Below are 13,478 nucleotides of genomic sequence, written 5' to 3'. Positions count from 1 at the left end.
TTTATACCTGCCGATTTACCCGACCTGAAGTATATACTCCAGCACATGCTGGCATATATACTCCAGCTGATCTTCCTGCAGGGCGGTATGTATGGGCAGCGAAAGCAGGCTCTGTGAAAGCTTTTCAGACACCGGGCAACCGGTGATGGGTATGGGGTGTGCATCAGCTTGCTGCCAGCACAAAGGGTATGGGTAATACACCTCACTCGGAATATGGCGTTGCAGCAGGTGCTCGCGGAGCCCGTCCCGGAGCGACGGGGCTACTATGATGGTATAGTGCTGGAATACATGGGTTGAATACGAAGCCCGCTTTGGCGCCCGGACCAAGCCCACAGGTTCAAACGCGCTGTCATAATAGCGCGCCACCTCCTGCCGTTCAGCCTGAAGCGCATCGTAATGCTTGATTTTCACTTCGAGCATGGCCGCTTGCAAGGCATCCAGCGTCGGGGCCGCTTCTGCTGGTCCACCGGACATAGGTATGTTTTGGCCAGCATCTGTGCGCTGAAGCATGCGTTTGTAGAGCGCAGCATCATTTGTGAGCACAGCACCAGCCTCCCCGGCACCGATAAATGGCTTTGTGGGGAAGAAAGTGGCAAACGCGACATGGCCCAAACTTCCCGCCCTGCGCGCTTTCCCCTCATACCCTTGGTAAACAGCGCCCCACGCCTGGGTGCAGTCCTCCACCACCCATAAACTGTGCTCTTCTGCCAAAGCCATCAAGTCCTGCATGGGGGCGCATTGCCCGTACAGGTGCACGGGCACGATTGCCATTGTACGGGGCGAGAGCACATTCTTGACAGAGACGGGATCCAGCGTAAATGTATCGGGCAGCACGTCGGCGAAAACCGGCGTATACCCCAGCGATGACACGAGACCTGCCGCCTTCGGGTCGTTGAAAGCCGGAAGCACTACCTCTGCGCCAGCGGGTAAATCCAGCGACAGCAAGGCCAACCGGAACGCATCTGCCCCGGTGGCGCAGGGTATGGCGTGGGCAACAGCCGCATACGCTTCTAAAGATCGGGCCATGCGGCTTACCTCTTCGCCATTGCCAGCCATACCGTGCGCCATCACAGCGCTGAAGGCCGCGTCCAACTCCGGTTTTAGCAAAGTGTAACGCCCTTTCGTCGCCGCCATTTTTATATCTTCCATACTTACAACTAAGCTGCTTTTCAGCAAATATACGCATCGCCTGGATTTATACCCGGCCTGTGCTCCCGCCCCCCACACTGGCTCCCGATTGCACTATGACCGAAACCAAGCACCTACGGCTGCGTTACAGATTGCTAAACCATTAAAAAATACATGATGCGCCTTTTGCTAAAACTCACTGCAAGTATCTTTTTCGTTCCGTTACTGCTTTCCTGCAACAGTGGCAGTAAAAAGGAGAAGAAGGAAAGTGAAATTGCCTATACCGAGTATGATCAATATGTGACCGATTTTGAAAAGGACTCCCTTTCTGAAACAGAGCTGCGTGCCATGCAGGATGACAGCGTGAGTTGGGCGCAGATGCAGCAAACCAGAGCTGAAAATTACCAAGCGCTCCGGCAGCGGGTAGAGCAGTACAATGACAAGTATGAGCCTGAGGAGCAGGAAGAAATCCAGGACCTGAAAGACCGCTACAATGTGGCCAACGAAAACCGCCGCCGAAAGCAGCTGGAGGCAAGCCACCGGTATAAACTACGACGGCAGCTACTGGGTATGGAAATCCAGCAGGATGACCTGAGCGACCTTGCCCCAGAAAGCATTGCCGCGACGTATGAGCGGTTTATAGCCGGGGTAACCCAGAATGCCACGCAGTACGAAACCCGTGACTGGAACCTGATTGAAGGGTGGTGGAGCGCTTTGAACAGCCGATACATCGCTGTTGAGAAAGATCTCGGACAGGAGGCACGAGGCAGTATAGAAAAGGCAAAAGCGCGGTATCAGGAAATAAGAAAAGAAACTGCCAGCAGGTAAGGTAGCGTACGCTATGCCTTATTTCATGAGCTTGCTGAGTAAATAAAGCCGGTATAAGTCAAACAAGAACAGGCTCGGGTACGCAGAACACAGGTTTTGCTGCACGATCCGCTCTATACTGGAAAAAATTACAGTGAAGGCCTGGTGAAGGCCCAAGCCCCTGAGCATACTGTAAGCCTTTATCAGGCGGATAGAATGAAGCGTATTCCCCTCCTCATATAACTGCACCAGGTTCTGGACCGCCTGCTCTGTTTTCTGCAGCATGACCGGGGCCTTTTCGAGACCCAGGTGTACGACGGGGTTCTGAATGTGCTTCACACGGATTTGATGCTGACTTAGTTCATGAGCGAACACGGTGTCTTCGTGGCCATACCGCTTAAGGCTTTGTCGTAGCGGGAAGTTCAGGAACACCGACTTTGAGATAAGCGCATTGCAAAGAAAAATGTCATTATAGGGCTTTTCCTGGCGTGCTTCTGCCTGCCTTGATCCTCGCTTTTTCCCATATTTCCAGTGCAGGCGATAATCCCGGCGGGGCACTTCCGCCACATAGTTCACTCCCCCCACAATCACATCGTGCTGCGCAGTCTCTTTTAAGTAATTATAGAGGTAATTGTAAGACACTGGCAGGCAGTCGTTGTCTAGCAGCAGCAAATGTTTGTAAGCCGCCTGCTCCGCCAGCAGATTGCGAATAACGGCCCTGCCTATATTCTCAGGCAATTCCTGGTATACAACGTGTTCGATTTCTGAAAGCGGCCGGTTTATGCTTCTAAACTGCTCGGAGGAGGCATCATCATACAGCCGGATTTCATAGGTAAGGGGTAAGCGTTTGCATTGGGCCAGCAGCGTATGCACCAGCGCCGTAACGTCATGGTTGTAGATGGGTATCAGTATGGACAGCTCAGAAACCATTCATTAATGTAAATTCCTGCACCTGGGAGTCCAATACTTTTCCGTGCTCACACTTCAGCACGCGCTTCGGGTAACGGTTAATAATCTCGTAATTATGCGTGGCCATCAGCACGGTTGTCCCGGAGTTGTTGATCTCCATAAACAGACTCATGATGCCATCTGCCACCATGGGGTCCAGGTTGCCGGTAGGCTCATCGGCGAAGAGTATAACCGGTTCGTTGAGCAGAGCACGGGCAATAACGATGCGCTGCTGCTCGCCACCCGACAGCTGGTGCGGCATTTTAGAAGAGGATGCGTCCAGGCCGACGCGCATCAGCACATCCGAGATGCGCTGCTTAATCTTCGACTTGTCTTTCCAGCCAGTGGCCCGGAGCACAAACCGCAGGTTGTCCGTCACAGACCGGTCCATCAGGAGCTGAAAGTCCTGAAAGATGATGCCGATTTTGCGGCGGAGATACGGCACTTGCTTGCGCGGGAGATTCGTCAGCTTGTAGTCGGCCACGGAGCCGTTCCCGGTAAGAAGGGGAAGGTCAGCGTAGAGCGTTTTGAGCAATGAACTTTTACCGCTTCCGGTCCGCCCCACCAGATACACGAACTCACCCTTGCTGATGTCGAAGTTGACATTGCTGAGGATTGTGTTCACGTCCTGATATATAGCGACATCGCGCAAAGACACCACAGGGGTTGTGGAAAAGCTCATACAGTACTTAAATAGTTAGTTCCTGAAGCTTACCGAACTCAAGCGAAGCGATGACCGCAGCCAAGGCCTCCTCTTTCCCGTCGAGGCCATACCGGTCGAGGTTCTTGAGCGGGCGGTCAGCCCTAAAGTAAGCTATCAAAACAAAGTTGTTGTCGCGGAGCTGTATATAGTCCGGGATTTTGGCTTTGCCTTTTACTTTGATGATATACATGTAGAGAATTATAAATTATGAATTACGAATCTGGCTTGATGCGCAGGAGATATACCGCTGCTCGTTCATCTTACCATAAGTAATTCGTAACTCACAATTCGTAATTTAAACTATTTGTTGCCTTTTGCGTGGTCAGCCAGGAAAGTAGCCAGTCCACTGTCGGTAAGCGGGTGCTTCAGCAAGCCCAGGATCACAGACAGCGGGCATGTTACCACATCGGCCCCGATCTCGGCGCACTGCACCAGGTGCATCACGTGGCGCACAGACGCTGCCAGCACTTCTGTCTGGTATCCGTAATTATCATAGATCTGCACGATCTGCTCTATCAGGCTCAGGCCGTTGGTAGACACATCGTCCAGGCGGCCCACGAAAGGCGATACGTATGTTGCCCCTGCCTTGGCAGCCAGCAACGCCTGGCCGGCGGAGAAAACGAGCGTGCAATTTGTTTTGATTCCTTTTTCGCTGAAGTAGCGGATAGCCTTTATACCCTCGCGGATCATAGGCACTTTCACGACGATGTTCGGGTGCAGGTCTGCAAGCGCCTCGCCTTCACGCACAATTTCGTCAAATGTAGTCGCAATAACCTCTGCGCTGATGTCTCCATCCACAATCTCGCAGATTTTTTTGTAATGGGCCATCACGTTGTCGTGGCCAAAGATACCCTCTTTTGCCATCAGCGATGGGTTGGTGGTAACGCCATCTAATACGCCCAAATCATATGCCTCCTGAATATCGCTCAGGTTAGCTGTGTCAATAAAGAATTTCATAATGCTGGTATATAGATTAGCTACAAATCTAACGCATTAATTGAGAATCAGGAAAGTTAAGCCGGGAAAATTTAGGATTCGTCGTGGCGACGCGGAGGGGGGAATAAAAAAGTGGCAAACCGAACATCGCGCCGCTCAACCACCTACCCTTGCTACCTTCCGGTCCTGGGGGAGTTCAGCAGGAGCTGGCCGTGCCGATTTGCCGTTGCAAAGATACCTAACTTTCCGTTGGCCGCAAGCCTTATCGCCTAAAAAAATTGATTCAATGGCCCCCTTTCCCGCATTATGCTTTTAATCAGGCGCTTGCAGCGCATATTAATTTCCTCTGGTGCGGCGTTGGTATAACATAGGTATAGCAGGTATAAAAATGGCCCTATAATGCTACCAGATGCCCTGCAGCACCCGAAACATGGATACGGGGCCATGCTTATCTCTAATAAAATTGGCAAAACTGTAAAAGCAGCTTAACTTTGCGCATGCCAGAAAAAATTCTCATCCTCGATTTTGGGTCGCAATACACCCAGCTTATAGCCCGAAGGGTCCGCGAACTGAACGTATATTGCGAAATATACCCCTATAACAATGTGCCAGCCCTGACCGAAGACGTCAAGGGCGTTATCCTCTCAGGCAGTCCGTGCTCAGTGCGCGACGAAGATCATCCTGTCATCGACCTAAGTCACTATCTGGGCAAGCTGCCTGTGCTGGGCGTGTGCTATGGGGCGCAGCTGATCGCACAGGAGCACGGTGGCGAGGTCACGCCTTCCACCATACGCGAGTATGGCCGCGCCCGCCTGAGCGAGCTCCATAATGCCGACCGCCTGCTCAAAGAACTTACCCCCGGCTCCGTGGTATGGATGTCGCATGGCGATACCATCCGAGACATCCCGGAAAACATAGAAGTGATTGCCAGCACTGAGAGTGTTCGCGTGGCGGCTTACAAGCTCCGCGGCCAGGACACCTACGGCATTCAGTTCCACCCGGAGGTAACCCACTCCGACGAAGGCAAGACCCTGCTCCGCAACTTCGTGGTTCACATCTGCGATTGCCACCAGGACTGGACCTCGGAGCAGTTCGTGGACAGCACGGTGGCGGCCCTGAAGGAGCAAATCGGCAACGACAAGGTGGTGTTGGGCCTTTCCGGGGGCGTAGACTCCAGCGTGGCGGCCATGCTGATCCACCATGCCATCGGCAAAAACCTATACTGTATATTCGTAGACAACGGACTGTTGCGCCAGGATGAGTTCGAGACCGTGCTGGACTCTTACAAGCACATGGGCCTGAATGTGAAAGGCGTTAACGCCAAAGACAAATTCTATACCGCCCTGGAAGGCCTGACAGACCCTGAGCTGAAGCGAAAGGCCATCGGCCGTGTGTTCATCGAGGTGTTTGACGACGAGGCGCATAAGATTGAGGATGTGAAATGGCTGGCCCAGGGCACCATTTACCCTGACGTGATTGAGTCGCTGAGCGTGAAAGGCCCTTCTGCCACCATTAAATCACACCACAACGTTGGTGGCTTGCCAGACTTTATGAAACTGCAGGTAGTGGAGCCGCTAAAGGCGCTGTTTAAAGACGAGGTACGGCTGGTAGGCAAGACGCTCAAGATCGACGACACCATTCTCGGGCGCCACCCCTTCCCCGGGCCGGGCCTCGCTATTCGCATCCTGGGCGACATTACTGCGCAGAAAGTCCAGATACTGCAGCAGGTAGACCATATCTTTATCAGCAACCTGAAAAAAAGCGGGCTGTATGATGAGGTATGGCAGGCGGGCGCAATCCTGACACCGGTGCAGTCGGTGGGTGTGATGGGCGACGAGCGTACTTACGAGAACGTGGTGGCACTGCGCGCGGTAACCAGCATAGACGGAATGACCGCCGACTGGAGCCGTTTGCCGTACGAGTTTCTGGCGGATGTTTCAAACGAAATAATCAACAAGGTGAAAGGCGTGAACCGCGTGGTTTACGACATAAGCTCGAAGCCACCGGCCACCATAGAGTGGGAATAAATATTATAGCCCTTGGAGGGAGGGGATGAAGAGCGGGTAACCACTTGGCTATGCATCCTGTCCTTTCAAGAAAAATTGCCTAAAAGAAACACACCAGATGAGAAGCTTTTGGAACAAGGTTGCGGGCCTGCTGCTTTTGGGCGCGCTTGCGGTGCCCGCACAGGCCCAGGATAACGCGACACACTATAGCAACGGGAAAATACTGCTGAAGCAGGAGCGCTACGAACTGGCCATGGCTGAGTTGCTTCCGCTAACCTCCCGTGAAAGCCCATACGCTCCGGAGGCATCTTACCTGTATGCGCTTGCGGCGCTCAAGAACAACAAGCCGGATCAGGCTTACGAGATGCTCCTGCAACTGCAGAACCAGCAGCCTAAATGGGCTGGCATGGCCGATGCGGACTATCTGCTGGCGAACACACTGTTTGAGCAGGGCGACTACGCCCGGGCACTGAGCAAGCTTCAAGAACTCAAGGGCTCAACGCTGGAGAGCGACGCGGAAGGCTTGAAGCGGTATTACCTGAACAAGCTGAACGACAAAGCCGCCTTCACGCGCTTGCAACAGCAATTCTCCTCAGACAAAACGGTCGCGCAGGTATATGCCGACAAGCTGCTCAATGGGTGGTACCGACCGCAAGACCGGCAGACGCTCGAGAACATTGTGTCGCGCTTCAACCTAGACAGGAACCGTCACCTGAGCAAAGAGGCACTCAACAGCCAGGGGTTTAACGTGGCCCTTCTCCTCCCCTTTCAGCTACAGCAGGCACCATCGGTCACGGCGCGCAAAAGTCAGTTCGTGACAGATATGTATGCGGGTATGAGACTGGCACTTGACTCACTGCAACAGCAGGGCATTCACCTGAACCTTTTCACCTACGATACGGGCGCCGACACCATGAGTGTGAAGCGTGTGCTGGAGTTGCCTGAAATGAAGCAGATGAGCCTTGTCGTAGGCCCAATCTACAAATCTACTGCGAAAGTGGCTGCGCGCTTTGCGACGCAGAACCAGGTGAACGTCATCAACCCCCTCTCGCAGGACCTGGAGATGGCTTACGGCAATGAGCATGTGTTTCTTTTTGAGTCGTCCGTTGCCACGCAGGCAAGGCAGGCGGCCGCTTATGCATACCAGCAATTTTCCCCAAAAACCGCCATTATCGTGTATGAGAACGCAAAAGACGACACTACCTTCGCGTCCCATTATCGAAAGCAGTTTATTAAATTGGGCGGAAAAGTAAAAGTGTATAAAAAAATCAGCTCTGGCCAGACTACCGCCACAGCCACGCTATTTAATTCTCTGGATCTGAAAGACGTCGGTCATTTGGCCGTGTTCTCTGATAAAATGACGGCGGCCGTGAATGCGATCAGCCTAATACAGGGGAAAGCCGCGACGATGCCCCTTATCACGTATGAGAAGTGGCTTGACATTAACCAGATTTCGCTGCGCCAGCTGGACAACCTGGAAATATACTTTATCAGCCCGAAATACATCGATCGGCAACGCCCTGCCACTGCCTGGTTCCGCAAAAAATACCTTAGCAGCTATAACCTGCCCCCGTCCGTGTATGCCTATGCCGGTTTCGAGATGCTCTATTACTTTGGCACCATGCTGCAGCAGTATGGTGCCCAGTTTAACCAGCAACTAAACAGTGCGGGGATTCAATCCGGTGTGTTTTATCCGGGCATCGGCTATACCAGCGCCAGCGACAGGCAGCACGTGCAACCCGACAATCAGTATGTACCCATTACAAAGCTGGAAAACCTGCAACTTATTGTGGTTAATCCTGTTTTCTAGCCATTCACCATACCCAGACACTATTCATTTATGATACAAGCAACTGTCAGCAACGAACTATTCCAACGTGCGCAAAACAGCATACCCGGTGGCGTCAACTCGCCGGTCAGGGCATTCCAGGCCGTTGGAGGAAACCCTCGTTTTATGGTGTCTGCCAAAGGCCCCTACCTCTACGATGAAGATGGCAACCAATTTATGGACCTGATCAACTCCTGGGGCCCGATGATTTTAGGCCATGCCGCGGAGGTGGTGAACGAGGCTGTGCAAAAGGCGATCCCGAACTCCCTGTCTTTCGGGGCACCCACGCGCAAGGAGGTTGAGATTGCGGAGCTGATTGTAAGCATGGTGCCGGGGATCGAGAAAGTGCGCATGGTTAACTCAGGCACCGAAGCCACCATGTCGGCCATACGGGTAGCGCGCGGGTATACCGGTCGCGACAAAATCATCAAGTTTGAGGGCTGTTACCATGGCCACGGCGATTCCTTCCTGATCTCGGCGGGCAGCGGCGCCATAACGCTTGGCGTTCCGGACAGCCCGGGCGTAACAAAGGGCACCGCCAACGACACCCTCACGGCCCCCTACAACAATCTGGAAGCCTTGAAAACACTGACAGCGGCAAACAAGGGCCAGGTAGCGGCAATCATCCTGGAGCCCGTGGCCGGCAACATGGGCCTTGTGACACCCCAGCCAGGTTTCTTGCAAGGCCTGCGCACCCTGTGCGACCAGGAAGGCATCGTGCTGATATTTGACGAGGTGATGACTGGTTTTCGACTGGCCCCAGGAGGCGCGCAGGAATTGTTTGGCGTGACCCCGGACATGACAACGCTTGGTAAGATTATCGGCGGCGGAATGCCGGTTGGTGCCTATGGCGGCAAGCGCGAGCTTATGGACTATGTGTCTCCGGCCGGTCCGGTATACCAGGCGGGTACATTGTCTGGCAATCCGATCGCCATGTCGGCAGGTATGGCAATGCTTACGTTCTTAAAGGATCACCCGGAAACCTATACCCAGCTCGACAGCACTGCCGCAAGCATAGTGGCAGGCATGCAGGCGAACATGCAGCAGCTGGGGCTTTCCTATACCATCAACCGTATTGGCTCTATGTTTAGCATCTTTTTCACAAATGAAGAAGTAGTAGATTTTGACTCGGCCAAGACTTCGGACACGGCCCTGTTCGGAAGATATTTTAACAGCATGCTGCAGCGGGGAATTTACCTTGCCCCTTCCCAGTATGAGGCGTTGTTTTTGTCCACTGCCATCACAGAGAACCTGGCTGAACAATACATACAGGCCAACTACGAATCGCTTCAGGAAGTACTAAAGGCCTAAAGGCATCATACCCCATCACGTAAAAGCGCAGCTCCATACCGGACGCTGCGCTTTTACGTGATGGGGTATGATGCCTTTAGGATGCCCCGAACTTGCGCTTTGCAGCTTAGTCTGTATAAAATTAACCTCTCCTTCCGTTGCATTCCTTTGCCCGCTTTGTCATTTCACGGCAGATTTGTTTACTTTTACACCCTATATGATTGCCACACCATGATTTTAACAGACAAGCAGATTTTAACAGAAATAGAGAAAGGCACCATATTGGTGGAGCCTTTTAACCGTGATTGCCTGGGCACGAACTCCTACGATGTGCATTTGGGGCGTTATCTGGCCACATACAAAGATGAAGTGCTGGATGCCCGCAAGCATAACGAGATAGAAGTGTTTGACATACCTGAGGAGGGCTTCGTGCTTCAGCCTGGCATGCTGTACCTGGGTGTCACGCTCGAATATACGGAGACACATGCACACGTGCCTTTTCTAGAGGGTAAATCAAGTGTGGGCAGGCTAGGCATCGACATTCATGCCACAGCCGGCAAAGGCGACGTTGGCTTTTGCAACACCTGGACGCTGGAGATCTCTGTGTCGATGCCGGTTAGGGTATACTACGGAATGCCGGTGGGACAGCTCATATACTTCGAGGTAAGTGGCGGTATAGAAAACTATTACAACACCAAGGAGGATGCGAAATACAACCGCCGCACCATTACGCCTGTCGAGTCGATGATGTGGAAAAACAAGTGGTAAAAGAAACATTCCCCATACAAGCAAAAAGCCTGTTTTTATAATAAAAACAGGCTTTTTGGCATAATATATGCACTATATAAGTCGTTAATAAATTGTACCGCTTTCGGAATTTTTCAGACCCGACCCGCGTTGCATACACACAAAACAACTCAAACTTAAAACGAAAGAAAGGAAAACTATGAAGAAGATACTGGTAATAGCTTGCATGATATTTGGTTCCGCTTTTGCAGCCTCTGCACAGGGTAATTTAGCTACAATCGCTCAGGAGAGAGCCACAAACCTTTCGCATCAGATGATTCGGGAATTCAGGCTCAACAACTATCAGTCAAGGAAAATAAGTGAAATTAATCTTTTTGTCGCTCAGAAAATGCTCTCCATTGAGCAGGAATATGCTGGCAATCAGAACAAGATAAAGGAATTGTGCGATGGCGTTTGTGCTATCCGCGATACCAAACTGGAGAATATACTAAGCACAGAGCAGTATAACGATTATTATGGCAGTCGTAAAATCCTGTTGGCTCTGGACAAAGAGTTTATGGCGAACACTGCTTATCGTGGCAACAATAATAATGTTGCCTCTGCAGGCGCTACGGCAGGGAACGTAAATTAATATCAGTCAGGTATTTTCCAGTAATACTTTCATCATCGTGTAAAAAGCGGCATCCATTCAGGATGCCGCTTTTTGCATATACACTGGTTATCAGTGTGTAGCGAATAATATTGACTGTCTTGGCACTTAAATAATCCAAATTTAAAACTCGGGGGCTTTCTTTACACGTATAACTGAAAGGACATTTTTTTAATTACGAAACGAAAGGAAGGGTATATAAATGAGAAGATTTTTTGTAATGCTGAGCATGTTGTTTGGTTCTACCTTTGCGGTGAAAGCCACCGGAACCAAGCTGCCTACCAGGCCTGCTGGCGACAAAGCGACCAAGACAATGGCTGGTGCACGGGCCAAGCAGTTGTCGAACCACATGATCACCGGATTACAACTTAATAATTACCAGTCGAGGAAAACGCTGGAAATAAACACGCGGGTAGCCGAACAGTTAACCGACATAGAGCTACAGAATGCGGGTAACGCGGCTGAGATTGAACGGTTGAGCCAGAATGTGTATGCCGAGCGAGACCGCCTGATGGAAGACGTGCTGAGTACCGTGCAATACAACCACTACTTTGGCAACCGTAAAAATTATCAGGCACTGGATAGAGAGATAGCTGCTAACATTGACCTGACTACTCCTGAAACGCTTGCCGGAGACGCAACCGCTTTCAATTAAGCACAGTCTAAATTATACAAACCGAAAGCCGCCTTTATAGGGCGGCTTTCGGTTTGTATATGTATAAGGGAATTTATGCCTGGTCGCCTTGTTGCTTCTCGTCCTCAACGTGCTTCATCAGTTCTTCGCAGAGGTCGCGCATTTTCTTGGCCATCACCTGGTCGCTGGTAGCGGTTGCAATGCTCTGGGCCATGGCCCCCATTGTGTCGATGTAGAAATATTTCATCTCGTCTACGGGCATGTCTTTCGTCCACAGGTCGATTTTCATAGTTCCGGTTTCATCCCTGTCCCAGAGCGAGATGTTGATGGCCTTCGCAAAATGAATCTTGTCGCCTGCGTCGGTAGCCCGCCAGCTGATGGCTTCGGGCACGCGGTTATCATCCAGGGCAATGCTAAAGTATATTTCAGACTTCTTCATTTATCAGTTTTTTAAACTTTATAGTATAGTAATCTCGTAATATGGTTATTCAGATATATGCGTACAAAGTTACATGATGCGGCACGGAATTAAAACTCTCTTACTTTTTTTTACCCTGAGCATGGTTTCCAGCTGCTCCAAGTTCCCTATAAGCTCCTCCAAAATAAAGCCTTACACACTGGCCTTTTACAACACAGAGGACCTCTACGACACGAAAAATGATCCGGGGGATGGCGACGACGCCTACCTGCCGACAGGCGCAAAAGCATGGACTGACACACGCTACAAAACAAAGCTGAAGCACATTGCAGCTGTAATTGGCGGCATAGGCGGACAGGATGGTCCGGCGGTTGTAGGGCTCAGCGAGGTGGAGAACAAGAAAGTATTGCAAGACCTGATCAACACACCTCCCCTACGCAAGCATAAATACGGGATCATCCATAATGACCTGCCTAATGAAAAGACACAGGACGTGGCCTTGCTCTATCAACCCAGGCATTTTAAGCCGACCGGCACCAAAACCATTGATAGTGGAGGCAAGAACCCGACTGGGTGGGCCATGCTGCAGGTTAAAGGGGAGCTGAGGGGCGAACTGGTCACTTTTTATGTCGTGCACTGGCCTCCGGCTGAAAAGAACAAAAGGGGCAAGCTAAACGATACGGCGCAGCGAAAATTGGCGTCTGTGCTCCGGCAGGAAATTAAGGCACAACAAGCCGCAGACCTTAACACCAAAATCATTGTGCTGGGCGATTTTAACGCGGAGCCGCGCACTACCGTGATGCGTGATGCGCTGAAAGCGAATGGCCGTCCTGATCCTTCTTATCAAGAGGAGTTGTTTAATACCCTATACCTGCCTTATGTAAATGGCTTAGGCAGCTATGCAAGCCGGGGGGACTTCCAAATGCCTGACCAGATTCTGATCTCAAAGTCGCTGCTGAACGGCAAGCCAGGGCTTCAGTACGTACGCGGCTCTGCCGCCGTGTATGATCGCAACGACATCAAGTTTCTTTACGGAAAATATCGGGACACCCCCATCCGTACATACTCCGGGAATCTATACATCGGGGGCTACAGCGATCATTTCCCAGTTTTCATTAAGGTGCAGAAAGACAAGTAACAACCAAGATTAGGTACATTTTATCAGCATCCTCAAGGTATGGTTCAAACCGGTATAGTTTAGCCTCGTCCCAAACAGAAAGAGCAGCGGATGTATGTATCCGCTGCTCTTTCTGTTTTTCGAGAATCTGTGCTGCTTTATACGTAACCCAAGTTGTGTGGTAGAGATGCTATGAATAAAAAAGGCATGGCACGTAATATTTAGTGACCAAACTAAATCTATTACCGCCATGCCCGACTTTACCGC

At 51.3% G+C, this 13,478-nt stretch carries 14 protein-coding genes and 1 other RNA gene; 8 read left to right on the top strand and 7 right to left on the bottom strand.

Annotated features, from left to right (window positions below):
* Positions 1-15: 15 nt before the first annotated feature.
* The gene (locus tag MKJ04_RS16080) at positions 16-1,149 is read right to left on the bottom strand and encodes a DegT/DnrJ/EryC1/StrS family aminotransferase (protein WP_241642675.1); all 1,134 of its coding nucleotides are present in this window, start codon (positions 1,147-1,149) and stop codon (positions 16-18) included.
* A gap of 153 nt (positions 1,150-1,302) precedes the next feature.
* On the opposite strand from MKJ04_RS16080, the gene MKJ04_RS16075 reads away from it, so the two are divergent.
* A complete protein-coding gene (locus MKJ04_RS16075) occupies positions 1,303-1,956 on the top strand; it encodes a hypothetical protein (protein WP_241642674.1) in 654 nt (217 codons plus the stop codon).
* An 18-nt stretch (positions 1,957-1,974) separates the two neighbouring features.
* Here the strand turns inward: MKJ04_RS16075 and MKJ04_RS16070 are convergent, their stop codons facing one another.
* The 5 genes from MKJ04_RS16070 to ffs all read right to left on the bottom strand — a co-directional run bounded on the left by MKJ04_RS16070 (position 1,975) and on the right by ffs (position 4,750).
* Positions 1,975-2,865 carry a glycosyltransferase gene (locus MKJ04_RS16070; RefSeq protein WP_241642673.1) on the bottom strand — a complete coding sequence of 297 codons (891 nt, stop codon included), beginning with the start codon at positions 2,863-2,865 and terminating at the stop codon, positions 1,975-1,977.
* Positions 2,855-3,565, bottom strand: a complete 711-nt coding sequence (locus tag MKJ04_RS16065; protein WP_241642672.1) for a cell division ATP-binding protein FtsE — start codon at positions 3,563-3,565, stop codon at positions 2,855-2,857. The genes MKJ04_RS16070 and MKJ04_RS16065 overlap by 11 nt, the downstream gene beginning before the upstream one ends.
* Positions 3,566-3,572: 7 nt before the next feature.
* Positions 3,573-3,776, bottom strand: a complete 204-nt coding sequence (locus MKJ04_RS16060) for a fructose-6-phosphate aldolase (RefSeq protein ID WP_241642671.1) — start codon at positions 3,774-3,776, stop codon at positions 3,573-3,575.
* 110 nt (positions 3,777-3,886) lie between these two features.
* Positions 3,887-4,543: a fructose-6-phosphate aldolase gene (gene fsa, locus MKJ04_RS16055; protein ID WP_241642670.1), complete on the bottom strand. Its 657-nt coding sequence runs from the start codon at positions 4,541-4,543 to the stop codon at positions 3,887-3,889.
* A gap of 107 nt (positions 4,544-4,650) precedes the next feature.
* An RNA gene (gene ffs, locus MKJ04_RS16050) (signal recognition particle sRNA small type) lies at positions 4,651-4,750 on the bottom strand.
* Between the two features lie 269 nt (positions 4,751-5,019).
* Here ffs and guaA point away from each other — a divergent pair.
* The 6 genes from guaA to MKJ04_RS16020 all read left to right on the top strand — a co-directional run bounded on the left by guaA (position 5,020) and on the right by MKJ04_RS16020 (position 11,697).
* Positions 5,020-6,549, top strand: a complete 1,530-nt coding sequence (guaA, locus tag MKJ04_RS16045) for a glutamine-hydrolyzing GMP synthase (protein ID WP_241642669.1) — start codon at positions 5,020-5,022, stop codon at positions 6,547-6,549.
* A 97-nt stretch (positions 6,550-6,646) separates the two neighbouring features.
* A complete protein-coding gene (locus tag MKJ04_RS16040; RefSeq protein WP_241642668.1) occupies positions 6,647-8,338 on the top strand; it encodes an ABC transporter substrate-binding protein in 1,692 nt (563 codons plus the stop codon).
* A gap of 30 nt (positions 8,339-8,368) precedes the next feature.
* The gene (hemL, locus tag MKJ04_RS16035) at positions 8,369-9,667 is read left to right on the top strand and encodes a glutamate-1-semialdehyde 2,1-aminomutase (RefSeq protein WP_241642667.1); all 1,299 of its coding nucleotides are present in this window, start codon (positions 8,369-8,371) and stop codon (positions 9,665-9,667) included.
* A gap of 210 nt (positions 9,668-9,877) precedes the next feature.
* Positions 9,878-10,414 (top strand): dCTP deaminase, encoded by a 537-nt coding sequence (dcd, locus tag MKJ04_RS16030; RefSeq protein WP_241642666.1) that lies wholly within the window; start codon positions 9,878-9,880, stop codon positions 10,412-10,414.
* Between the two features lie 178 nt (positions 10,415-10,592).
* A complete protein-coding gene (locus MKJ04_RS16025; RefSeq protein ID WP_241642665.1) occupies positions 10,593-11,024 on the top strand; it encodes a DUF4890 domain-containing protein in 432 nt (143 codons plus the stop codon).
* Positions 11,025-11,244: 220 nt separating this feature from the next.
* Positions 11,245-11,697 (top strand): hypothetical protein, encoded by a 453-nt coding sequence (locus MKJ04_RS16020; RefSeq protein WP_241642664.1) that lies wholly within the window; start codon positions 11,245-11,247, stop codon positions 11,695-11,697.
* Between the two features lie 73 nt (positions 11,698-11,770).
* On the opposite strand, the gene gldC is transcribed toward MKJ04_RS16020, so the two are convergent.
* The gene (gene gldC, locus MKJ04_RS16015; protein ID WP_241642663.1) at positions 11,771-12,115 is read right to left on the bottom strand and encodes a gliding motility protein GldC; all 345 of its coding nucleotides are present in this window, start codon (positions 12,113-12,115) and stop codon (positions 11,771-11,773) included.
* 121 nt (positions 12,116-12,236) lie between these two features.
* On the opposite strand from gldC, the gene MKJ04_RS16010 reads away from it, so the two are divergent.
* Positions 12,237-13,232: an endonuclease/exonuclease/phosphatase family protein gene (locus MKJ04_RS16010; RefSeq protein ID WP_241642662.1), complete on the top strand. Its 996-nt coding sequence runs from the start codon at positions 12,237-12,239 to the stop codon at positions 13,230-13,232.
* The last annotated feature ends 246 nt before the right edge of the window (positions 13,233-13,478 follow it).

This window comes from Pontibacter sp. E15-1 (assembly GCF_022601975.1).
Taxonomy (GTDB): domain Bacteria; phylum Bacteroidota; class Bacteroidia; order Cytophagales; family Hymenobacteraceae; genus Pontibacter.
This window is presented reverse-complemented; position numbering and strand designations above follow the sequence as displayed.